The organism is Streptomyces pristinaespiralis (assembly GCF_001278075.1).
In the GTDB taxonomy this organism is placed as follows: Bacteria; Actinomycetota; Actinomycetes; order Streptomycetales; family Streptomycetaceae; genus Streptomyces; species Streptomyces pristinaespiralis.
Genome location: NZ_CP011340.1, coordinates 8,358,402 through 8,379,487, shown reverse-complemented (window position 1 = coordinate 8,379,487; position 21,086 = coordinate 8,358,402). Strand labels below are relative to the sequence as shown.

The window sequence follows — 21,086 nt, the reverse complement described above, 5'->3', positions numbered from 1 at the left end:
GGGGTGCTCCTCGGGGCTCGGGCTCATGCCGGGCGGCGGGCGGTGTCGATACGGGCGAGGCCGCGGGCGTGGCGGCGGGCCCTGCCGCGGGAGACGGCGAGCGGGTCGAAGTCCTCGCCCCGGTGCGGCAGAAGAGACCGGTCGGCGAGGACGGCGCCGCGGGTGACCTCGGGGACGAGGCGGCGGCCGAGGATGGTGGAGGCGCACATCATGGCGCCCGTGGCGACGCCTTCGATGCCGGAGCCGTAGCGGATGCTGGTGCCGACGACGTGCAGTCCCTCGACGCCGGTGGTGGTGTCGGGGCGTTCGCCGGTCGCTCCCCAGCCGGCCAGGCCGTAGGGGGTGCCGCCGCGGGAGTGGATGTAGCGCTCGTGGGTGAGGGGGGTGGCGGCCTCTAGGTGGGTGATGTGGCCGCGGAAGGGGCCGAGTGCCTCCTCGGCGGCGTTCAGCATCGCGTCGGTGAGTTCCTGTTTGCGGCGCCGGTAGAGGTCGGTGCGGCGGTAGCGGCCGCCGTCGGCGGGCCCGGCGTCGGCTCCCCAGTAGGCGTGGTCGGGCGGGACGAGGGTCATCACCTGGAAGTTGCTGTGTCCTTCGGGGGCGATGTTGCGGGCGGCGGGGTCCTTGAGGGAGGAGAAGGACACGAACAGGAACGGCACCGGGTCGATGCGGTGTTCGGCCAGTTGCCGGAAACCGGTGTCGATGTCGGTGTGCCGGTACCACCACAGGTTGGCGTTGGGGCGCTCGGGGAGGGTGGTGTCGAGGGCGACGTACAGGACGGCGAAGGGAAGCGACATGGTGGAGCCGCGGGTGCGTCGTACCGTGCCGGGCTCGAAGTGCTCCTCGCCGACGAGGTTCTGGACGGTGCGGGTGTAGTCGGCGTTGGAGACGACCAGTGGTGCGGTGACGACTTCGCCGTCGGTCAGGGTGACGCCGCGGGCGCGGCCGGAGGTGACGAGGATGCGTTCGACCCGGGCGCGGGTGCGGACCTCGCCGCCGTGCGACTCGATGACTTCGACGAGACCGGCGGGCAGCATCTGGCCGCCGCCCTTTGGGTAGTAGGCGCCGTGCAGGTAGTGGTCGATGATCGCCGCGTGGGTGGGCAGCGGGCACCGGCCGGGCGGCAGTCCGTAGGTGGGCGCGTGGGCGGCCAGGACGGTACGGGCCCGGGTGGAGAGGCCGCAGTGGTCGAACAGGTCGGCCAGGGTGCGCTGTTCCCAGGCGGTGAAGGCGGGGCTGCGGGCGGCGAACTGCTCGTCGGTGAGGTCCGTCTCGCTCAGCAGGGCGCTGCGTCCCTCCGCGCCGACGGCGGAGCAGATCGAGGTGAACGTGTCGATGCCGGCGGCATCGCCGGGTAACGCCTCCTTGAGGCGTTTGCGGTAGCCGTCCCAGCCCGCGGGCACGTCGAGGGTGAGGCCGGGCACGACGATGCGGTCGAAGCCGTCCTGGTCCATGGGCAGGTAGGTGATCCGGTCCGCGAGGCCCAGGCCGCCGAAGACGGAGGGCAGCAGGCCGCCGGGTCCGCAGTCGCCGAGGTAGTGGATGCCGACGTCGAACTCGTAGCGGCGGCGGCGCCGGAAGACATGGCTGTTGCCGCCGGCGACGTCGTGCTGTTCGAGCACGAGGACGCGCAGTCCGCTCACCGCGAGGTAGGCGGCGCAGACGAGGCCGCCGATGCCGGAGCCGACGACGACGGCATCCCACTCTTTGCGTTTCGCCATGCTGCGAGCAAAGCGGGCGGCTCGCAACAGGCGTGCAAGGCGGGGCGGACGGCGGCGCTCCGGTCCCGGGGCGGGTGCGTGCGGGGCGTCGGGCGGGTCCGGTGCCCGGCGCGGCTTCGGCCCTGGGGGCGGCCGCGGGGCGGCGGTCAGGCGTCGGTGGCGGGGTGGGCGTCGGTGGCGGGGCGGGCGAGGAGGCGGGTGGTGAGTTCGTCGATGAGGGCGGGGGCACGGCCGTCGAGGACGGCCGGGACGGTGAGATCGTCGACGATCATGCCGTGGACGGCGAGGTAGAGCAGGACGACGTCGGTGCGGTCGCCGGGCAGCCCGGTGTCGAGGTGGAAGCGGATGTTCGTCTCGAGCTCCGCGGCGAGGCCCTTGTTGAGCTCGGCGCCCAGTTCGGGGCGGCGGGCGCCCTCCAGGCGCAGTTCGAGCATCGCCAGGTAGCTGGCGCGGTCGTTGTCCATGCGTTGGTGGACCTGGCGCAGCAGGCGGGCGACGAGGTGGTGGTCGCGCGGGGCGGTGAGCGTGTCGGCGAGCTCCGCGGGGTCGGGGGTCAGGCGCTCCCGGGTGCGCGACATGATCTGGCCGAGCAGCTGGCCGCGGTGGGCGAAGTAGTTGGAGCAGGTGCCGACGGGGACGCCGGCCTCGGCGTCCACCGCGCGCAGGGTCAGGCCGCGCATGCCGTCGCGGGCCAGGACTTCGATGGCCGCGTCCAGCAGCGCGGTGCGGCGTTGTGGGTTCTGTCGCATGTTCCTTCTCCGTCACGCCACCGGCATCACATCGGGCGGAGTACTGCGCCTGGAGCGCTTTGCCAGCGTACAGGGCACTCCCCTCGGGCCCGGGGTCCGAGGGGCCGGGCTGGGGCGCGGGGTGCGGGGTGCGCCAGGTGCTCCAGGTGCGCCGGGCGGTGTTCAGGCGGTCGCGGCGAGGCGGGCGGGGCGCCGGACGGAACGGACGGTGGCGGGACACACCGCGGGGGCGGCGCTCTCGGCGTCCACCAGGGCGAGGAACTCGTCCCAGGCGAAGACCCGTTCCGCCCGGTGGGCGGTGATCGGCCCGTGGCACCACAGCACGGGACGCGGGTGGCCGGCGTCGACGAGGGCGTCGCAGTTGCCGGGCGAGTCGTCGAGGAAGACGTCGGTGAACCGGCACGCCTTGTCGGCGGCGATGGTCAGCGAGTCGACGGGGAAGTCCCAGGCGGCCAGCCACGCCGCCGTGCGGCGCCAGGCCAGCGGCGCGGGTACGCCGGTGATCGCGCGGGCCGTCACGTAGTGCAGCCGGTGCCCGGCCCGGGCCAGTTCGCGGACCGCTTCGAGCGCGCCGGGCAGCGGGGCGCCCTCGGTGAACACCACGTTCTCGTGCACCCCCCGCCCGCACAGCGCGAAGAACTCCCGCTCGCTCAGGCCCCACTGGTGCACGTACCAGTCCCACGACTCGGCCTTCGCCGAGCACGGGCGCCCCAGGACGCCCTCGGCGTAGCGGGCGACGACGTCCACGAAGGGGTAGAGCACCCCGTCGATGTCGAGACCGATGTCCAGTGTGCGGGTCATGGCTGCCTCCTTGACCTCGTACCGCGTGGAGACGGCCGCCGGGTCCCCCGGGGGGACGGTGCCGCCCGTTCGGCATCGTGGGCCGCCGCGCGCAACGTCCCCGCAAGGTGCCCGCGGCGGCGGGCCGGCGGGTGAGGGCGGGGCGGACTTGCACCGCGCTTGCTCCCGGCGGGATTTGCTGGCCTGTGGACGCCGGGACCGTTCGCCAACGCCGAAAGGCAGATCTGTGACGCAGCAGCACGAACATGCCGAAGCCATCGCCGTCGTCGGGATCGGCTGCCGCCTGCCGGGCGGGATCGACACCCCCGACGCGTACTGGACGTTCCTGACCGAGGGCCGTGAGGCCGTCGGTGATCTGCCCGAGGGACGCTGGGACGCCTACCGGGGCCGGCCGGGCCTGGCACGTGCGCTGGCCGCCGCACCGCGGCGGGGCGCGTTCCTCGCCGACGCGGCCGGCTTCGACGCCGCGTTCTTCGGGATCACCCCGCGCGAGGCGGAGCTGATGGACCCCCAGCAGCGGCTCACGCTGGAGACGGGCTGGGAGGCGCTGGAGGACGCGGGGATCGCCCCGCACACCCTGGCCGGTTCGGACGCGGGCGTGTTCATGGGCGCCGGGTCCGACGACTACGGGCGGCAGATGCTCGAGGACCTGCCCGCGATCGAGGCCTGGTCGGGGATCGGCGCGTCGCTGTGCGCGATCGCCAACCGCCTCTCCTACGTGCTGGATCTGCGCGGGCCCAGCCTCGTCGTCGACACCGCCTGTTCGTCCTCTCTCGCCGCGCTGCACCTGGCCTGTCAGAGTCTGCGCGCCCGCGAGTGCACGCACGCGCTGGCCGGCGGGGTGCACCTGGTGGCCGCCCCGGGCCTGTCGATGGTCCTGGACGCCGCGGGGGCCACCTCCCGCGACGGGCGCTCCAAGTCGTTCGACGCCGCGGCCGACGGTTACGGCCGCGGCGAGGGCGTGGGGGTCGTGGTCCTCAAACGGCTCTTTGACGCGCTCGCCGACGGCGACCCGGTACGGGCCGTCATCCGCGGCAGCGCGCTGGCGCAGGACGGCCGCACGAACGGGATCATGGCGCCCAGCGGCGCCGCCCAGGAACGGGTGGTGCGGGCCGCGCTCGAACAGGGCGGCGTCGAGGCGCTGTCGGTGTCGTTCGTGGAGGCGCACGGCACCGGCACCCGGGTGGGCGATCCGGTGGAAGTGGGCGCGCTGGCCCGGGTGTTCGGGGTGGGACGGGCCGCGGATCGACCGTGTCTGATCGGGTCGGTGAAGGCCAACATCGGCCACCTGGAGGCGGGTGCCGGGGTCGCCGGGGTGATCAAGGCCGTGCTGGCGCTCCAGCACGGGGTGATCCCGCCGACCGCGAACGTCCATGAGCTCAACCCCGACATCGACTGGGCCGCCTCGGGGCTGGCCGTCCCGACGGAGCCGGTGCCCTGGCCCGAGCAGGACACGGTGCGGCGGGCCGGTGTGTCCGGCTTCGGCTACGGCGGCACCGTCGGCCACGTCGTACTGGAACAGGCCCCGGACGCGGCGGACACCGCCACGGCCGGTACGGGGAGGGGCGCCACGGCCGGTACGCGGACGGCCGGCGCGGCCGGCGCGGTGTCCGTCGGCGCGGCCGGGAACGGGGAGGCGGTGGGCGTGGACGCGGGCGCCGTGCGCACCGAGGGCCCGGACGGCGGCGTGGGGCCGGAGGGTGTCGCAGGGCCGGAGGGGGCCGCGGGGCCTGACGGTGCCGCGGGGCCGGGGCTGTTCGTGGTGTCCGGGGCGTCCGGGGACGATGTGCGGGCGCAGGCCGCGTCGCTCGCCGCCTGGCTGCGGGGCGAGGGCGCCGGCGCGCCCCTGGACGGTGTCGCGCACACGCTGATGGCCCGTCGCAGCCATGCCGTGCACCGGGCCGCTGCCGTCGCGGAGGACCACGGCGGGCTCGCCGCGGCGCTCGAGGTGATCGCCGGGGGCGGCACCGCGCCGGCCGCGGTCGCGGGCCAGGTCCTCCCCCGCGGCGGGGACGGTGCGGTGTGGGTGTTCTCCGGGCACGGCTCGCAGTGGGAGGGCATGGGCCGCGAACTGCTGGCCACCGAGCCGGTGTTCGCCGACGCGGTCGACCGGCTGGAGCCGGTCTTCGCCGAGGAGCTCGGCATCTCGCCGCGCCGGGTGCTGAGCGAGGGGCCGCTGGGCGGGACCGACCACGTCCAGCCGATGATCTTCGTGGTGCAGGTCGGGCTGGACGCCCTGCTGCGCGCCAAGGGCCTGACGCCGGCCGCCGTGGTGGGCCACTCGGTCGGCGAGATCGCGGCCGCGGTCAGCGCCGGGGTGCTCGGCCCGGCGGACGCCGCCCGGCTGATCTGCCGCCGCTCCGTCCTGCTGCGCCGGGTCATGGGGCGCGGCGCGATGGCGATGGCGGGCGCCGGGTTCGAGGCCGTCCAGGGCCTGCTGGGGGACCGTACCGACGTGGTCGCCGCGATCGCCGCCTCCCCCGCCTCCACCGTCGTCTCCGGCACGCCGGAGGCCGTCGAGGAGGTGTGCGCCCGTCTGGAGGCCGAGGACGTGATGGTGCGGCGGGTCGCCTCCGACGTCGCCTTCCACAGCCCGCAGATGGACCCGCTGCTCGAGGAACTCGCCAAGGCGGCCCACGGGTTGGAGGTGCGTGAGCCGCGGGTGCCGCTGTATTCGACGGCGCTGGAGGACCCGCGGTCGACCGCCGTGCGCGACGGCGCCTACTGGGCGGCGAACCTGCGCAACCCGGTCCGCCTGGAGGGTGCGGTGCGGGCGCTGGCGGAGGACGGGTACCGGGTGTTCGTCGAGCTGTCCGGGCATCCGGTGGTCACCCACTCCGTCGGCGAGACGCTGGAGGCGGCCGGTCTCGACGACGTGCTCGTGACCGCGACCCTGCGCCGGGAGCGGCCCGAGCGGGCCACCCTCCTCGCCCACCTGGGCGCCCTGCACTGCCATGGCGCCGCCGACGGTCTCGGCGTGCCGCACGGCCCGCTGACCGCGCTGCCCCGCCGGGCCTGGCAGCACGTGCCCTACTGGCGCACCCCCTCCTCCCAGGGTCCCGTGGCGGAGGAGCACGACACCGGGTCGGGCACCCTGCTGGGCGGGGAGGTGACATGGGCGGGCGCCGTGTCGCCGCGGCTGTGGCGCACCCGGCTCGACGAGGACTGCCGTCCCTACCCCGGCTCGCACCCCATCCACGGCGTCGAGGTCGTCCCCGCCGCGGTGCTGCTGAACACCTTCCTCGCCGCCGGCGGCACCGACACGCTTCAGGACGTGGCGCTGAAGGTGCCGGTCGCCGTCACCGGCGAGCTGGAGGTGCATGTGGTGCGCGACGACAGCGAGATCCGTCTCGCCTCGCGCCGCACCACCGCCGGTGCCGCAACCGCCGATCCTGCCGACGGCGCGGCGCAGGCGGGCTGGAGCACCCACACCACGGCGCGGCTCGTCCCCGACGGCACCGGGGGCCGTGATGTCGCGGAGGGTGCCGGTGACGACGGGTGGGAGGAGTCGGCAGCGGTGGAGCTGGACCCCGGCGCGGTGAACGAGCGGCTGCACGCGGTCGGTGTCGCCGATGTCGGATTCCCCTGGCGGATCACCGAACTCGCCTCCTCACGCGGGCAATTGCGTGCCCGGGTGCGGCCCGCGGCCGACGGGGACCTCTCCCCCGCCCTCGCCCGCGCCTCGCTGCTGGACGCCGTCTTCTCCGTCGCCCCCCTCACGTTCCCCGCCGACGGCCGGCTGCGGATGCCCGCCGCCGTGCGGCGGGTACGGCTGCCGCTGGCTCTGCCCGAGGCCGTCGTCGTGCACATCAGCCCCTCCCCCACGGCCGGCGCCGACACCACCGACGCGGTCGTCCGCGACGAGGACGGGCACCTCCTCGGCACCCTCGAAGGGCTCGTGTTCGCCACCCTCGACGGCGGTGCGGGCAGCAGCCCCGGGCTCCCCCCGCAGCGCCTGACCCACACCCTCGGCTGGTCCGCCGCCGCACTCACCGCCGAGCCCCGTACCCGGCTGCGGACCCTCGCGCTGGTCGGCGAAGACGCCCCCGCCGGGCTCGCCGACGACGTCACCCGCGCGCTCGGCGGGGCCGGACTGCGCTGCCTGCACGCGAAGGACGCCGACGCGCTCGGCGGCCTGGTCGACGAACTCGGCCCGGGCGACGCGGTCGTCGTCCTGCCCGACGTGAGCGGCCCGCCGGCCGCAGCGGCGCGCCGCTCCGCCTGGCGGCTGGCGTCGACCGCCCAACTGCTGCTGGACCGCTGCGGATCCCTCCCGCCGCGGCTGTGGGCGCTGACCCGCGGCGCCTGGGAGGCCGCCGGCGACGACGCGGTCGCGCAGAGCGCGATGCTCGGCCTGATCCGCATCGTGGCGGGCGAGCACCCGGAACTGCACGCCCGCGCCGTCGACCTCGACACGGGCACCCCGCCGGCTCTCCTCGCCGGGCCGCTGGCCGAACTGCTGCGCTGCGCACCGGAGGCGGACGTCTACCGGGTCGGCGAGGACGGCGTACGGGCCGCCCGGCTCACCCCCCTCGTGCCAGACCCGGACGGCCAGGACGGCCCGAACGGCCGGGACACGGGCGTGGGCGTGTGCCGGGCGGACGGGACGTATCTGATCACCGGCGGGTTCGGCGCGCTGGGCCGACAGGTCGCCGACTGGCTGGCCGGCCGGGGCGCGCGGCGGATCCTGCTCGCGGGCCGCACCGCCCTGCCGCCGCGCCGCAGTTGGGCCGAGGAGAGCGACCCGGCCACCGTGCGGCGTATCGAGGCGGTCCGGCGGCTGGAGGCGCGGGGGGTGAGCGTGACGGGCGTGGCCGTCGACATCGCCGACGGCGCGGCGGCCCGCGCGGCACTGGACACCGACGCGCTCGGCCTGCCGCCCGTGCGGGGTGTGGTGCACGCCGCCGGAGTCCTCGACGACCGGATGCTCGTCGACCTCGACGAAGCGTCGCTGGAGCGGGTGCTCGCACCCAAGGCGGGCGGGGCGCTGGTGCTGCACGAGCTGTTCCCGCCCGGCAGCACCGACTTCTTCGTGCTGTTCTCCTCCGTCGGCTACCAGCTGGGCCTGACCGGCCAGTCCGGTTACGCCGCCGCCAACGCCTGCCTCGACGCCCTCGCCCGCCACCGGCAGGCGGCCGGCGACGCGGGCAGCACCGCCTACGCGTGGACGTCGTGGCGCGGCGCGGGCATGGCCGTCAGCGACTTCGTCGACGCCGAACTCGCCGACCGCGGCAGCGGGTCCGTCGAGCCGGCCGACGCGTTGCGGGCCTGGGAGTACGCGCTGGACCGCGGTCCGCGGCCGTACGTGGCCGTCCTGCCGGTCACCGGCGCCACCGGCCTGCCCGTCCTCGGCGAACTGTCCGCGCCGGGCGACAAGGCGGCCCACGGGCCCGACGACGCGGCCGCGTTCCGGGCCGACGGGCTCACGACGGAGGAGCTGGGCGCGCTGCTGCTGGCCGAGGTCGGCCGGCAGATCGAGGCCGAACTCGGCATCAGCGCCGAGCGGCTGGACGTCCACCGGCCGCTGACCGAACTGGGCCTGGACTCGGTGATGACGCAGGTCCTGCGGCGCGGCCTGGAACGGCGGCTGGGCCTGAAACTGCCCGCCACCCTGGTGTGGAAGCACCCCACGGCCGCCGCCGTCGCCGCGTTCCTCACGACCCGGCTGGCCCCCTCCCCCGCGTAACGCCTCCCCCGCGCCCCCGTCCCCGCCCGCCTTGTTCCGCCCCGCCCCCGCTTTTTCCGTCCCCCTCCCCGTGCCCGTTCCTGTGCCGTCACGAAAGGACCGTCCCATGCGCCACGACGACATCCATCTCGCCGCCACCGGTGCCTGGCACCCCAAGACGGTGCCGGTCGACGAGGCCGTCGCCGACGGCCGCTACAGCCGTGAGTACCAGCGTGCGACCGGGCAGCAGCGGGTCGCCGTGTGCGACGACGACGCCGACTCGCAGCCCGCGATGGCCATGCGGGCGGCGCGGGCCGCGCTCGGCCGGTCCGGGATCGGGGCCGAACGGTTCGGGCTGCTGCTGCACGCGGTCGCCACCCACAACGGGCTGCCCGGCTGGAACGCCGCCTCCTATCTCCAGCACCACGTCCTGGACGGGCACGGTGTCTCGCTGGAGATCCACCAGCTGTCCAACTCGGCTGTCGCCGCACTGGAGTTGGCGTGCACCCAGCTGGCGGCCGGCCCGGCCGGCGGGGCGGCGATGATCACCGCCGCTGACCGGTTCGGCGACGGCGCCTGGGACCGGTGGCGTGCCGCGCCGCCGGTGTTCGTCTTCGGTGACGGGGCGAGCGCCGCCGTGGTGACCCGCGGTGAGGGTTTCGCCCGGGTCGTGTCCACCGTGTCCGTCGCCGACACCGGCCTGGAGGGCATGCAGCGCGGCGCGATGCCGTTCTCGGCCGACCCGCGGGCCGGCTATCCGATCGGCTTCTTCGACCGGGTGATGGAGTTCTCCGACACCCTCGCCGGCGGGCTCGACGAGGCCAAGCAGCGCATGGCCGACCTGATGCGGCGGGCCGGTGCCAAGGCCATGGCGGAGGCCGGGATCACCGCCGGCGACGTGCGGTGGGTGGCCGGGCCGGCGCTGGGCCGCGAGGCCCTGTACGAGCAGTGCCTCGACCCGCTGGGCATCGACATCGACCGCTCCACCTGGCCGTTCGCCCGCCGGGTGGGACACGTGGGCTGCACGGACCAGCTGGCCGCCCTCGACGACCTGATCGTCTCCGGCGCGGTCGAGGCCGGCGACCGGGTACTGGTCGCCGGGCTGGGCGGCGGCTACAACTGCACGGTCGCCGTGCTGGAGTTCACCGCCACGCCCGACGTACCCGCCGTACCGGAGGCCGGGGAATGTCGCTGACGCCGGCCGTGCTGCGGATGCCCGAGGACGTGCGCCGCTGTCTGGAACCCGGCCGCTACGTCGACAGCGCCCACCCCGCCGTACGGGAGACCGCGGCCCGCATCGCGCCCGGCGCGCACGGCGTCGACAAGGCGCGCGCCCTGTACGAGCAGGTGCGCGACCGGATCGGCTACTGCAGCATCCCGCCGGGCCGGCCGATCTCCATGGGCGCGTATCTGCGGGACGAGGAGACCTACCGGGCCAGCAGCGTGCTGGCCGAGGGGCACGGCTTCTGCGTGAGCAAGGCGTCGCTGCTGACGGCGCTGGCGCGGGCGTCGGGGATCCCGGCCCGTGTGGCGTTCGCCGACGTGGTCAACCACCATCACACCGGGCGGCGGATGCGGGCGGCGACCGGCACCGACGTGTTCGCCTGGCACGGCTACAGCGAACTGTGGCTGGAGGGCCGCTGGGTGAAGGTGACCCCGATGTTCCACCGTGCGCTGTGCGAACGGCTGGGAGTGGAACCGACCGGCTTCGACGGCCGCAGCGACGCGCTGCTGCCCGACCGGGACCGGCGGGGCGCGGCGTTCTTCTCCTACGCCGCCCGGCACGGCAGCTTCCACGACGTGCCGGCGCGGTTCCTCACCACGCAGATCCCGCAACGCTACCCGGGGCTGGACGAGTACCGGCAGCTCGCGGACCCTGCGCAGGGTCCGGGCGGCGGGTCGACGGGAGCGTAACGCGGGGAGGAGCGGGGCGGGTTGCGGCCGACCGCGCGGGGCGGGGTGCGGCCGGTGCGGCCCTCGCGGACGGGACGGCGACAGCGGTTACCACCGGCACCTACACGGAGATGCTGTCCCGCCTGACGGAGCCGGTGCTGCTGTGCCTCGCCGTGCTCGCGGTGCGCGGGCGTAAAAGCGCCGGCCCGGGGCCGGGCCGGGTCCCAGGAGGCCCGTCGGCCCCCGGGGGCCGGGTCTGTGAGGCGCCACGAGCAGAATGGGATCTTCACCAGCTGCTGCCGTACCGAAAGCGATGCCGATGAATCAGCTTCCTCCGGACCCGATGGCGCTTCACCCGTTTCCCGACCAGCCGCGCGTGGTGCTGCTCAAGCCGCTGGTGACCTCGCCGCTGATCGAGGTCGGGGAGTACTCCTACTACGACGACCCGGACGATCCGACCGCGTTCGAGACCCGCAACGTGCTCTACCACTACGGGCCGGAGAAGCTGGTCATCGGGAAGTTCTGCGCGCTGGGCACGGGGGTGCGGTTCATCATGAACGGCGCCAACCACCGCATGGACGGCCCCTCCACGTTCCCCTTCCCCATCATGGGCGCGTCCTGGGCCGAGCACTTCGACCTGATCACCGGCCTGCCGGGCAGGGGCGACACCGTCGTCGGCAACGACGTCTGGTTCGGCTACCACACCATGGTCATGCCCGGCGTACGCATCGGGCACGGCGCGATCATCGCCTCCGGCGCCGTCGTCGTGGACGACGTCCCCGACTACGCGATCGTCGGCGGCAACCCGGCCAAGGTCGTCCGCACCCGCTACAACGACGCCGATGTCGCCCGTCTGCTCCGGCTCGCCTGGTGGGACTGGCCCGCGGAGCACCTCACGGAGCACGTTCGCACGGTCATGGCCGGAACCGTCGACGACCTCGAGAAGGCCGCGCCACGGGCCTGAGCCGGGTCCTGCGGAGGTCGTCAAAAGCAGGCTCTACGCCAGTCGATGAAGACGGGCATGCCTCCGAGTGCGGCGAAGTCGCCACCGCTCAGGTGGCAGAGGCAGCCGGCCGCCCCCCGGCGGCCGGCGCGGCGGGCGGGGTCAGCCGGTGCGCGGGGCGTACGGCGGGAAGTGCGGCGGCGGTGCCTGCGGGGCGGCGGGGGCCGGGGCGGTGGCGGTGGCGCGGCCGTGGAGCTTCAGGCAGTGGGCCAGGCAGCCCAGCGCGGCCGCGCACAGCAGGGTCCGCATGATGTTGGTGGTCTCCCAGATGCCCTTGAACTTGTCGACCAGGGCGAAGTCGGTGACCTTCGCCGGGTCGCCGAGCTGCGCGAGTTCCATGTTCAGGGGGATGTTGACGGAGAACGTGATGAGCAGCGCCACCAGGTAGAGGGTCGCGGCGACCGTCGCCCACAGGGCCGGTGACCGGTGGCCGCGGCGGAAGTCGAGGACGGCGGCGGTGGTCGTGGCGACGAATGCGCCGATGAACACCAGCGCGAACAGGCCGCTGTTGTCGATGAGTTCGTTGAAGTTCTGCATCGCCTCGACGTAGAAGCGGTCGTCGGTCCGGGCGAGGCCCGGCATGATCGACACGTCGAAGGTGAAGAACAGTCCGGCCATCAGGCCCATGGTGACGGTCGAGGTCACCAGCAGCGGTCCGGTCGTCCTGCTCGGGCGGCGGGCCGGGCGCGGGGGCGGCGGCGCGGGCGCGTAGGGGTTCGCGGGGCCGTACGGGTGGTACGGGTTGGCAGCCATGGGGTCCTCACTCGGTCGATTGCGAGGCTCGCGGCAGGTGTCGGGCGACGCGCACACGGGCGTCGGGAGCCTAGGCGCGGGCCCGGCCGTCGGCCAGGGCGGTCCGAGCGGATCTGGACGGGGGCTCGAGGCGGCGCCGGCCGGCTCGCGGGCCGGGGGCAGGTCGCACCGCGTACGGCGGGTTGCCGGGGCGAGCGGGTGTCGACGGTTTCTCGAGCGGTCCCTGAGAGCGTGCCCGGGGCGCTGTCCGCGCCGGGAAGCATCTCGAGGAGGCCGACCATGACCGCGCAGCTCTCCGACCAGCCGGTGCCGGCCGCCCCGGCGGGTCCCCGGCCGACGCCGTCCGCGTCCGGGCGCACGGCAGTGTCCGGGTCCGGGCACACGGCGGTGTCCGGGTCCGGTGCGGGAGTACGGGTGGGAAAGACGCGGCGGGCCGCCGGCGCGCTCGCGGTGATCGCCGGCTGCAACGCGATGATCCAGCTCGACGATCCGATCGTGAACATCGCGCTGCCGGGCATGCGGGCCGACCTGGGTCTGTCGGAGGTCGGCGCCTCGTGGGTGGTGACCGCCTATCTGCTGGCGTTCGGCGGGCTGCTGCTGCTCGGCGGGCGGCTGGGTGATCTGCTGGGCCGGCGGCGGGTGTTCATGGCGGGGGTCGCGCTGTTCACGGCCGCCGCGGCGCTGCGCGGGGCGGCCTCGTCGGGCGAGATGCTGATCGCGGTGCGGGCGGTGCAGGGCGTGGGTGCGGCGCTGGCCGCGCCCAGCGGGCTGGCGCTGCTGCTGAGCATGTTCCCCCCGGGTCCCGCGCGGACGCGGGCGATCGCGGTGTGCACGGCGGCCGGGGCGCTCAGCACGGCCGGCGGGCTGCTGCTGGCCGGTGCGCTGACCTCGCTCGGCTCCTGGCGGTGGGTGGTGTACCTGGACGTTCCGGTGGGGGTGGCGATCGTGGTGGCGGCGCCGTTCGTGCTCGTCGAGACGCGGCGGGTGCCCGGCCGCCTCGACGCGGCGGGGGCGCTGCTGTCGGCGCTGGGCGCGGCCGCGCTGGTGTTCGGGCTGGCGCGGGCGGCCGAGCGGCCGTGGAGCGACCTGAGTGTGGCGGGCGGTGTGCCGGCGGGGATCGCGGTGCTGGTGCTGTTCGCGGTGGTCGAACGCCGGGCCCGGCAGCCGCTGGTGGCGCCTGCGCTGTTCGCCGACCGGGACCGGCTGCTGGCGTACGGGGCGACGCTCGCGGTGCCGGGCGCGGTGATCGGCACGTACTTCTTCCTCAACCAGTTCTTCCAGGCGGGTCGGGGCTGGTCGGCGCTGGTGGCGGCGTGTGCGCTGCTGCCGCTGCCGGTGACGACGGCGCTCGCCGCGGCCGGTGGTGAGCGGCTGCTGCGGCGGCTGGGGGCGCGGCGGATGCTGGCGGTGGGCGCGGGGCTGCTGATGTGCGGGAACGGGTGGCTGGCGCTGTCCGTGACGGGCCCCTACCCGGTGGTGCTGCCGGCGCTGGTGCTGCTGGGGGCGGGGATGGCGTGCGCGGTGCTGCCGCTGACGGTGCTGGCGACGTCGTCGCCGGCGCCGGACAGGGCGGGGGCGGCCTCCGGGGTGCTGAACGCGGTGCAGAGCGTGGGGGGTTCGGTGGGGCTCGCGACGCTGGTGGCGGTGGCGTCGCACGGCGGCGGGGCGGCGGCCGGGTTCGTCGCGGGCGCCGGGTTCGCGGCTGTGGCGCTGGTGGCCGCCGCCGGGTTGCGGAGGCGGCCGGCGGCCGTCGTCAGCTGATGCGCATCTGGGCCATCATGCCCATCGCGGAGTGGTCGAGCAGGTGGCAGTGGTAGACGTACGTGCCGCGGTAGGTGTCGAAGGTGGCCTGGAGCCGGACGGTTTCGCCGGGCAGCAGCCGCACGGTGTCCTTGAGGCCGGACTCCGAGGGGTCCGGTGCCTGCCCGTTGCGGGCGAGGACCCTGAACTGCACCAGGTGCAGGTGGAAGTTGTGCGGGACGAGGGTGTTCGGGTTGGTGACGGTCCAGATCTCGCTCGCGCCGTGGCGGATGCGGGTGTCGATGCGGTCGTGGTCGAAGACGCGGCCGTTGACGAGGCCCTGGGCGCCCGGGGCGCCGCTCTCGTCGGTCATGCGCAGCTCGAAGGAGCGTTCGACTGTCGCGGTGGGCAGCGGCGGCAGGGTGCGCAGGACGGCCGGGACGCTGCTGGGGTCGGGTGCGGTGCGCACGATGTCGAACCGCAGGACCTGGCCGACCTGTTCGGGGCTGCCGGGCCCGAGGGTGTTCTCGAGGACGAGCCGGGTGCCGACGGGGTAGCGGGAGAAGTCGATGACGATGTCGGCCCGTTCGGCGGGTGAGAGCCACAGCGAGTCGAGGGTGGCGGGGGCGGGCAGCAGGCCGCCGTCGGAGCCGATCTGGGTGATGGGGCCGCCGTCGGCGAGGCGCAGGTGGAAGAAGCGCAGGTTGGAGGAGTTCAGCAGCCGGAAGCGGTACTTGCGGGCGGCGACCTGGAGGTAGGGGTAGGGCTTGCCGTTGGCGAGGAGGGTGGTGCGGCCGAGGGCGTCGTCCATCTCGTAGACGAGGCGGCCGCGTTCGTCGAGCCGGGCGTCGCGCAGGGCGATGGGGATGTCGTAGGAGCCGGCGGGCAGCGGCAGGGCCTGTTCGGTGTCGTCGGTGAGCAGGTAGGAGCCGGACAGGCCGCGGTAGACGTGCTCGGACTCGTGGTGGTGGGCGTGGTCGTGGTACCAGAGCGGGGCGTGCGGCTGCCGGTTGGGGTAGGTGTAGGTGCGGCTCGTGCCGGGGGCGAAGGTGTCCATGGGGGCGCCGTCGTCGGTGGGCGCGACGGAGGCGCCGTGCAGGTGGACGGAGGCGTGGTCCTCCAGGGCGTTGCGGTGGTGGACGACGACCGGGCGGCCGGATCTGGCCTTGATGGTGGGGCCCGGGAAGTGGCCGTTGTAGGTGAGGACCTCGGTGCTGATGCCGGGGAGTATCTCGGTGCGGGCGCGGCGCAGGGTGAGCGCGTAGGTGTCCTTGCCGCCGGCGGTGGACAGCGGGGTGAGGACGGGCGGCACGGGCAGCGCGGTGGTGAACAGCGGGGCGCTCGCGGGGCGGGTGCCGGCCTGGGCGCTGCGGGCCTGGAACAGCGGGGTGAGAGCGGCGGCGGTGAACAGTGAGGCTCCGGTGGTGGCGAGCGTTGCTCCGAGCACGCGGCGTCTGGTGACCATGGTGTTCTCCCTCGAGGGCAGGGGCTGGGCGGGCTGAGTGCAGCACGGGCGGCTCGCACGGCACTCGGGTACGGCCGCGCCCGTCCCGGCAGCCGGCCCGGGGCCCCGCGTTGCGGGGGCGTTGCGCCGCTGTCCGTATACCTGGGGCGTCGGTCGTGCCGCCCTGGGAGGACGTTGTCGTGGATCTTCGGTACTGGCTTCCGCGTGCGGTGGACGTCTTCGAGCGGTTCGGGGAGCGGTTCGGCCCGTTCACGCCCCACCCCAGCCACCGGATCGACGACGCGGCGTTCGCGCCGGTCTTCGAGCGGTTCGCCAAGCGGCTGGACGACAACTATCCGTTCTTCCACCCGTCGTACGCGGGGCAGATGGTCAAGGCGCCGCATCCGGCGGCCGTCGTCGGCTATGTGACGGCGATGCTGTTCAACCCCAACAACCATGCCGCGGAGGGCGGTCCGGCGACCACCGAGATGGAACGCGAGTGCGTCGCCTCGCTCGGTGCGATGTTCGGTCTCAAGGATCCGCTGGGTCATCTGACGACCAGCGGCACGATGGCGAACCTGGAGGCGCTGTACGTGGCGCGCGAGTCCCATCCGGGCCGGGGTGTCGCCTACAGCTCCGAGTGTCATTACACGCATGAGCGGATGTGCCATGTGCTGGGCATGGAGGGCCACCGGGTGCCCGTCGACGCGCGGGGCCGGATCGACCTCGAGGCGCTGGAGCGGCTGCTGGCGACGGGCCGTGTCGGGACCGTGGTGGTGACGCTGGGGACGACGGGGCTGGGCGCGGTCGACGAGGTGCACGAGGTGCTGCCGATGGCGCGCCGCCACGGGGCGCGGGTGCATGTGGACGCGGCGTACGGCGGCTTCTTCGCGCTGCTGGGCCGTTCCGTGGACCCGGTGGGCCTGGACCCGCGGCCGTGGGCGGCGGTGGCCGGGTGCGACTCGGTGGTGGTCGACCCGCACAAGCACGGCCTGCAGCCCTACGGCTGCGGGGCGGTGCTGTTCAACGACCCGGGGGCCGGCCGGCATTTCGCGCACGACTCCCCCTACACCTACTTCACGCAGGCGGAGCTGCATCTGGGCGAGATCAGCCTGGAGTGCTCGCGCGCGGGCGCGGCGGCGGCCGGTCTGTGGCTGACGCTGCAGCTGCTGCCGCTGAACCGGGAGGGCTTCGGCGAGATACTCGCCGCCGGCCGCCGGGCGGCGCTCCGCTGGGCGGACCTGCTGGCCGGCTCCGACGTGCTGGAGCTGTACCAGCGTCCGGATCTCGACATCGTCACGTACGTGCCCGCGGTGCGGCCGTTCTCGCTGCTGTCGGTCGACGCGGCCTGTGAGCGGCTGCTGCACGAGGGCATGTACGCGGCCGACGATCCGGTGTTCCTGAGTGTGCTGCGCGCGGACGCCGACGCGTTCGCCCGGCGTCATCCGCGGGTTGTGCGGGACGCCGGTGCGGCGCGGGTGATGCGCAGTGTCCTGATAAAGCCGGAGGCCGAGCTCCGTCTCGACCGGCTCCACGCCAGGGTGGAGCAGCTGGCCGCCCTGGCCGCCGGGAGACAGTAGGCCCCTGGCCGCGGGCCGGTCCGCCGGCGAGCGGGGATCTGGTGCCGCCCTCCGTGATGCGCGGGTGCGGGCACGGCTTCGCCGTGCCCTGCGCCGGCGGCGCGGCGGGCGGGCGGCCGGGCCCGTGAGCCCGGCCGGGCCCGCGGTGCGGGGCGTGCGGGGCGCGGACGGCCGGCGCCGTTCTCTTTGGAGGGATGGGTCCCTTGTCCTCGTCAACAGTTCCGGTGGTGCCGGCACGTGTCGGGAGGCCCGCGTCGCGGGCCGATTCCGATGTGCTGGCCGCGCTGCTGGCCGATGCCTTCTTCGATGATCCCCTCACCCGGTGGATCGTTCCCGACGACGGGCGCCGCGCCGCGGTGCTGCCCGGCTTCTTCCGGGTGTTCCTTTCCATGTCGTTCGCGTTCGACGCGGTGCGCACCACCGCCGGGCGGGACGCGGTGATGACCTTCCTGCCGCCGGGCGGCTGGGAGGAGGTGGAGCGGCACCATGACGCCTACGGGCGGCAGTTCGCCGAGGTGCTGGGCGAGGACGCGGCCCGGCTGTCGGTGATCAGCGCGCTGCAGGCGGAGCACCATCCGGTGGGCCGGCCGCACTACTACCTGGCGTTCGGCGCGGTGTCCCCCCGGGCGCGCGGCGCCGGTGTGCTGTCGTCGCTGGTGGGTGAGGTGACGTCGTGGGCGGACGCGCGGGGCGTGGGTGTGTACGCGGAGGCGAGTTCTCCCGGCGGGCGGGCGGCGTGTCTGCGGCACGGCTTCACCCCGGCCGGGCCGGCGCTCACCCTGCCGGACGGCGGGCCGTCGCTGGAGCCGCTGTGGAGGGACCCGCGATGAGGGGCGACGAGACGCTGAGGATCTACTCCCCCTCCGAGGTGGAGCAGGACATGGTGCCTCCGGAGCATGCCGGGCCGCTGCGGGAGGTGCTGGAGTGGAGTCGCGAGTTCCTGGTGAGCGGGCATCCGGCGCTGGGCCGCAGCGGCCCCGTGTGCCCGTACACGCAGCCGTCGCTGCGCCGTGACCTGTTCCTGCTGGCCGTGCCGGCGGCGGGGACGGACCGGGCCGGGCTCGCGGACGCGGTGGCGCATCTGCGGGTCTGGTACGAGAAGCTGGCGGTGGACCTGGACACGGAGGAGCGGGAGCTGCTCACGCTGCTGATGGTCCTGCCGCGTCTGGACCGCACGGACTCGGCGCCGCTGGACGCGCTCCAGCGGGCGGCGAAGGACGAGTTCGTCGCCGAGGGGCTGATGATCGGCCAGTTCCATCCGGTGTGCGCGGAACCGGGCCTGTGGAACGAGGACTTCCGGCCGTTGCGTTCGCCGGTGCCGCTGCTGGCGGTGCGCCGGCTGCTGGTGTTCGACCTGCCGTTCCTGGTGAACACGGACCTGCATCTGTCGCACTATCTGCGGCAGTTCGCGCCGGGCATACCGGCGCGGATGCGGGACGAGCTGGTGAACCGGGTGGTGTCCTGACCGGTCGGCACACGCTGCTGCCCCGGCCCCCTGTGACAGGGGGGCCGGGGCAGCGTCGTGCGCGGGCGAGGCGGTCAGGCACGGGCGGGCATGCCCCGACGGCCCGGTCAGGGGCGCAGGCACTCCTCGAGGAAGGCGAGGGCCCGCAGATGGTAGGGGCGGGCGGCCCAGCCGAGGCTGATGTTGTGGCCGGCCGCGTCCTGGCGGTCGACGCGGACCCGGGGCGAGGCGCTGAGGCGGGCGGCCATCGCGGTGAGGGCGGCGTCGTCGGTGTGCCACCACTGTTCGTGCTCGGCGAAGGTGAGGCGTACGGGGACCCGCACGCGGGGGGCGAGCTGCCGGTAGCGCAGCGGCCAGGGCGGGCCGGGGTCGTGTTCCTCGTGGCGCGGGGTACGGGCCATCAGGGCGCGGGCGCCCTGGAAGGTGCCGGGCGGATAGAGGTGCATGGGGCCCCAGTTGAGGCCCCAGGCGCCGCCGCCGAGGGTGGCGGGGAAGCCACGGGCGGCGGGGGCGTAGTGGTGGCCGAGGCCGGAGATGTCGAGGCCGATCAGGGTGCCGGCGGTGTCGTCGGCCGCGGCGTGCAGGGCGAGCTTTCCGCCGTAGGAGTGGGCGAGGAGGAAGAAACCGGCGCCGGTGGGGTGTTCGCGGGCGAACGCGGCGAGGGCCCGGTGCAGGGTGGCGGACTGCTCGGCGAGCGGCTGGCCGTCCGGGTGGCGGTGGCCGAGGCGGCCGTGGCCGGGGCGGTCGACGGCGAGGACCGGGTGGCCGAGACGCGCGGCGAGGGTGAGCAGCGACAGGTCGGGGTGGGCGGGCGAGTGGAAGTAGCGGGCGTGCATGCCGAGCCCGTGGACGGCGACGACGACGGCCCGTGGCTCCCCGGCGGCCGGGTGGGGTCTCGCGTACAGGGCGGACAGCTGAAGGGCGCCGGCGTCGAGGGTGATCTCCTCGATCCGCACGCCCTGGTCCGCGGCGGTCCCGTCCGCGACGCCCTGATCCGCGGCGGTCCGGTCCGCGGGGGCCTCCGGCCCCGGCCGGGCGGCGGGTACGGGAGTGGCCGGCCGTAGCGGGGCGGGCGCGGGCGTCGCCGGGACCCGGGACGGCGCGGGTACGGGGGTGGCTGCCGCCCGGGGCGGCGCGGGCGCGGCGGGGGGCGGTTCAGGCGGCCGGGGCATGGCGGGTGCCGCTGACGGTGGGCCAGGCGTGCAGGTCCTCGGTGCGCAGCAGGGCGGTGGCGATGAGCAGGCCCCGGTAGCCGGCCCGCAGCAGGCGGGCGGCGGTCTCGGGGGTGTCGATCGCGCTGGCGCTGACCGGGCAGGGGGTGCCGGCGGCGGTCAGGGCGGGCAGCAGGGCCAGGCTGCGGCCGATGTCGCCACTGTCCTGTTCGCGGGTCTTGATGTCCTTGTTGTTGACGGCGATCACGCACTCGTCGGCGTGCGGGACGTGTTCGAGCTCGGCCTCGCCGGTGATCTCGACGAACGGGGTGAGGCCGGTGCGCAGGGCCGCGGTGACCAGGGAGCGCATGCTGGAGGCGGGCAGCAGGGCGGCGGTGAGCAGCACGGCGGACGCGCCGAGGGCCCTGGCGGTCTCGAGCTGGTCGCGGCGGGTGATGAAGTCCTTCTGGAGCAGCGGGAGTTCGGTGAGCCGGGCGACGTCGCGCAGCAGGTCGGGGGTGCCGCCGAACCAGCGTCCGGTGACCACGGAGATGCAGGGGGCGCCGGCGGCCTCGTAGCCGGCGACGATGTCGGCGGGGGTGCGGCCCGACATGAGGTCGATGCCGTGCGCGTCGCGCCGCTTGACCTCCATGACCAGGGGGCGTTCGGCGCCGAGCAGGGCTTCGATGAAGCGGGACGACGTCATGGTGCTCCTTCGCGTGCGAGAGGTGCGGTGCGGTGCGCCGGCCCGGCCGCCCGGAAGGCAGGGTGGACCGGCGCACATGAGCGGGGGCGCAGTGCCGGTGGAGGGCGCGGGCGGTGCGCCGGAGCGGCCGGGCGCCTTCAGGGCAGCAAAGCGCGCCGGGGGCAAGCGGGGTGCAAGGGGGCCGCGGGCCTGTCCGCCCGGCGCGCGGGGGGTGCGGGCGGGGTGGGGGGCCGAGGTGTTGCGCCGGCGTTGCGGGGCGCGTGGTGCCCCGGCCGGACGCGCGGGCGGGCCGCCCGGGGCGTGAGGGGCGGACCGTGCACCCGCGGGGCGCTTATGTCGGGAATGTCACTGTGCGGGGGTGGTGATTTCCCGCGGGGGCGACGCATACCCTGTCGCTGTCCTCCGCTGTGTGCGGTCC

15 protein-coding genes are annotated in these 21,086 nt (G+C 75.0%); 8 read left to right on the top strand and 7 right to left on the bottom strand.

Annotation, left to right across the window (positions count from 1 at the left end):
* Positions 1–23: 23 nt before the first annotated feature.
* The 3 genes from SPRI_RS35775 to SPRI_RS35765 form a co-directional block, all read right to left on the bottom strand.
* The gene (locus SPRI_RS35775) at positions 24–1,718 is read right to left on the bottom strand and encodes a phytoene desaturase family protein (RefSeq protein ID WP_053556610.1); all 1,695 of its coding nucleotides are present in this window, start codon (positions 1,716–1,718) and stop codon (positions 24–26) included.
* 146 nt (positions 1,719–1,864) lie between these two features.
* Positions 1,865–2,467, bottom strand: a complete 603-nt coding sequence (locus SPRI_RS35770) for a TetR/AcrR family transcriptional regulator (RefSeq protein WP_053556611.1) — start codon at positions 2,465–2,467, stop codon at positions 1,865–1,867.
* A gap of 162 nt (positions 2,468–2,629) precedes the next feature.
* Positions 2,630–3,268, bottom strand: a complete 639-nt coding sequence (locus SPRI_RS35765; RefSeq protein ID WP_053556612.1) for a 5' nucleotidase, NT5C type — start codon at positions 3,266–3,268, stop codon at positions 2,630–2,632.
* A gap of 226 nt (positions 3,269–3,494) precedes the next feature.
* Between SPRI_RS35765 and SPRI_RS35760 the strand changes: the two genes are divergently transcribed.
* The 4 genes from SPRI_RS35760 (at position 3,495) to SPRI_RS35745 (ending at position 11,790) form a co-directional block, all read left to right on the top strand.
* Positions 3,495–8,954, top strand: a complete 5,460-nt coding sequence (locus SPRI_RS35760; RefSeq protein ID WP_053556613.1) for a type I polyketide synthase — start codon at positions 3,495–3,497, stop codon at positions 8,952–8,954.
* 106 nt (positions 8,955–9,060) lie between these two features.
* Positions 9,061–10,128: a ketoacyl-ACP synthase III family protein gene (locus SPRI_RS35755; protein WP_005321965.1), complete on the top strand. Its 1,068-nt coding sequence runs from the start codon at positions 9,061–9,063 to the stop codon at positions 10,126–10,128.
* On the top strand, positions 10,119–10,847 hold the full coding sequence (locus tag SPRI_RS35750; RefSeq protein ID WP_050791660.1) for a transglutaminase-like domain-containing protein: 729 nt from the start codon (positions 10,119–10,121) through the stop codon (positions 10,845–10,847). The genes SPRI_RS35755 and SPRI_RS35750 overlap by 10 nt, the downstream gene beginning before the upstream one ends.
* A 298-nt stretch (positions 10,848–11,145) precedes the next feature.
* Positions 11,146–11,790 (top strand): CatB-related O-acetyltransferase, encoded by a 645-nt coding sequence (locus SPRI_RS35745; RefSeq protein ID WP_053557664.1) that lies wholly within the window; start codon positions 11,146–11,148, stop codon positions 11,788–11,790.
* A gap of 141 nt (positions 11,791–11,931) precedes the next feature.
* Here SPRI_RS35745 and SPRI_RS35740 read toward each other — a convergent pair whose 3' ends face one another.
* Positions 11,932–12,582, bottom strand: a complete 651-nt coding sequence (locus SPRI_RS35740) for an anthrone oxygenase family protein (protein ID WP_005321962.1) — start codon at positions 12,580–12,582, stop codon at positions 11,932–11,934.
* A gap of 279 nt (positions 12,583–12,861) precedes the next feature.
* Here SPRI_RS35740 and SPRI_RS35735 point away from each other — a divergent pair, with 279 nt between their 5' ends.
* The gene (locus SPRI_RS35735) at positions 12,862–14,343 is read left to right on the top strand and encodes an MFS transporter (RefSeq protein ID WP_005321961.1); all 1,482 of its coding nucleotides are present in this window, start codon (positions 12,862–12,864) and stop codon (positions 14,341–14,343) included.
* Here SPRI_RS35735 and SPRI_RS35730 read toward each other — a convergent pair.
* Positions 14,336–15,787, bottom strand: a complete 1,452-nt coding sequence (locus tag SPRI_RS35730) for a multicopper oxidase family protein (RefSeq protein WP_005321960.1) — start codon at positions 15,785–15,787, stop codon at positions 14,336–14,338. The two genes, SPRI_RS35735 and SPRI_RS35730, sit on opposite strands and share 8 nt — an antisense overlap.
* Positions 15,788–15,966: 179 nt before the next feature.
* On the opposite strand from SPRI_RS35730, the gene SPRI_RS35725 reads away from it, so the two are divergent.
* The 3 genes from SPRI_RS35725 (at position 15,967) to SPRI_RS35715 (ending at position 18,811) form a co-directional block, all read left to right on the top strand.
* Positions 15,967–17,346, top strand: coding sequence for a pyridoxal phosphate-dependent decarboxylase family protein (locus SPRI_RS35725; protein ID WP_053556614.1), 1,380 nt, complete (start codon positions 15,967–15,969; stop codon positions 17,344–17,346).
* 227 nt (positions 17,347–17,573) lie between these two features.
* Positions 17,574–18,176, top strand: coding sequence for a hypothetical protein (locus SPRI_RS35720; protein WP_005321958.1), 603 nt, complete (start codon positions 17,574–17,576; stop codon positions 18,174–18,176).
* Positions 18,173–18,811, top strand: a complete 639-nt coding sequence (locus SPRI_RS35715; RefSeq protein ID WP_037777431.1) for a DUF6875 domain-containing protein — start codon at positions 18,173–18,175, stop codon at positions 18,809–18,811. The genes SPRI_RS35720 and SPRI_RS35715 overlap by 4 nt, the downstream gene beginning before the upstream one ends.
* A 107-nt stretch (positions 18,812–18,918) precedes the next feature.
* Here the strand turns inward: SPRI_RS35715 and SPRI_RS35710 are convergent, their stop codons facing one another.
* On the bottom strand, positions 18,919–19,983 hold the full coding sequence (locus tag SPRI_RS35710; RefSeq protein ID WP_234020477.1) for an alpha/beta hydrolase: 1,065 nt from the start codon (positions 19,981–19,983) through the stop codon (positions 18,919–18,921).
* On the bottom strand, positions 19,967–20,668 hold the full coding sequence (locus SPRI_RS35705; protein ID WP_005321952.1) for a beta/alpha barrel domain-containing protein: 702 nt from the start codon (positions 20,666–20,668) through the stop codon (positions 19,967–19,969). Before SPRI_RS35705 ends, SPRI_RS35710 begins: the two co-directional genes overlap by 17 nt.
* Positions 20,669–21,086 lie beyond the last annotated feature (418 nt).

What these genes read in the sequence shown, in the direction of transcription:
- SPRI_RS35740 (WP_005321962.1), bottom strand. Translation starts at nt 12,582, where the DNA reads ATGGCTGCCAACCCGTACCACCCGTACGGCCCCGCGAACCCCTACGCG.
- SPRI_RS35775 (WP_053556610.1), bottom strand. Translation starts at nt 1,718, where the DNA reads ATGGCGAAACGCAAAGAGTGGGATGCCGTCGTCGTCGGCTCCGGCATC.
- SPRI_RS35715 (WP_037777431.1), top strand. Translation starts at nt 18,173, where the DNA reads ATGAGGGGCGACGAGACGCTGAGGATCTACTCCCCCTCCGAGGTGGAG.
- SPRI_RS35710 (WP_234020477.1), bottom strand. Translation starts at nt 19,983, where the DNA reads ATGCCCCGGCCGCCTGAACCGCCCCCCGCCGCGCCCGCGCCGCCCCGG.
- SPRI_RS35765 (WP_053556612.1), bottom strand. Translation starts at nt 3,268, where the DNA reads ATGACCCGCACACTGGACATCGGTCTCGACATCGACGGGGTGCTCTAC.
- SPRI_RS35770 (WP_053556611.1), bottom strand. Translation starts at nt 2,467, where the DNA reads ATGCGACAGAACCCACAACGCCGCACCGCGCTGCTGGACGCGGCCATC.
- SPRI_RS35745 (WP_053557664.1), top strand. Translation starts at nt 11,146, where the DNA reads ATGAATCAGCTTCCTCCGGACCCGATGGCGCTTCACCCGTTTCCCGAC.
- SPRI_RS35705 (WP_005321952.1), bottom strand. Translation starts at nt 20,668, where the DNA reads ATGACGTCGTCCCGCTTCATCGAAGCCCTGCTCGGCGCCGAACGCCCC.
- SPRI_RS35730 (WP_005321960.1), bottom strand. Translation starts at nt 15,787, where the DNA reads ATGGTCACCAGACGCCGCGTGCTCGGAGCAACGCTCGCCACCACCGGA.
- SPRI_RS35755 (WP_005321965.1), top strand. Translation starts at nt 9,061, where the DNA reads ATGCGCCACGACGACATCCATCTCGCCGCCACCGGTGCCTGGCACCCC.
- SPRI_RS35750 (WP_050791660.1), top strand. Translation starts at nt 10,119, where the DNA reads ATGTCGCTGACGCCGGCCGTGCTGCGGATGCCCGAGGACGTGCGCCGC.
- SPRI_RS35735 (WP_005321961.1), top strand. Translation starts at nt 12,862, where the DNA reads ATGACCGCGCAGCTCTCCGACCAGCCGGTGCCGGCCGCCCCGGCGGGT.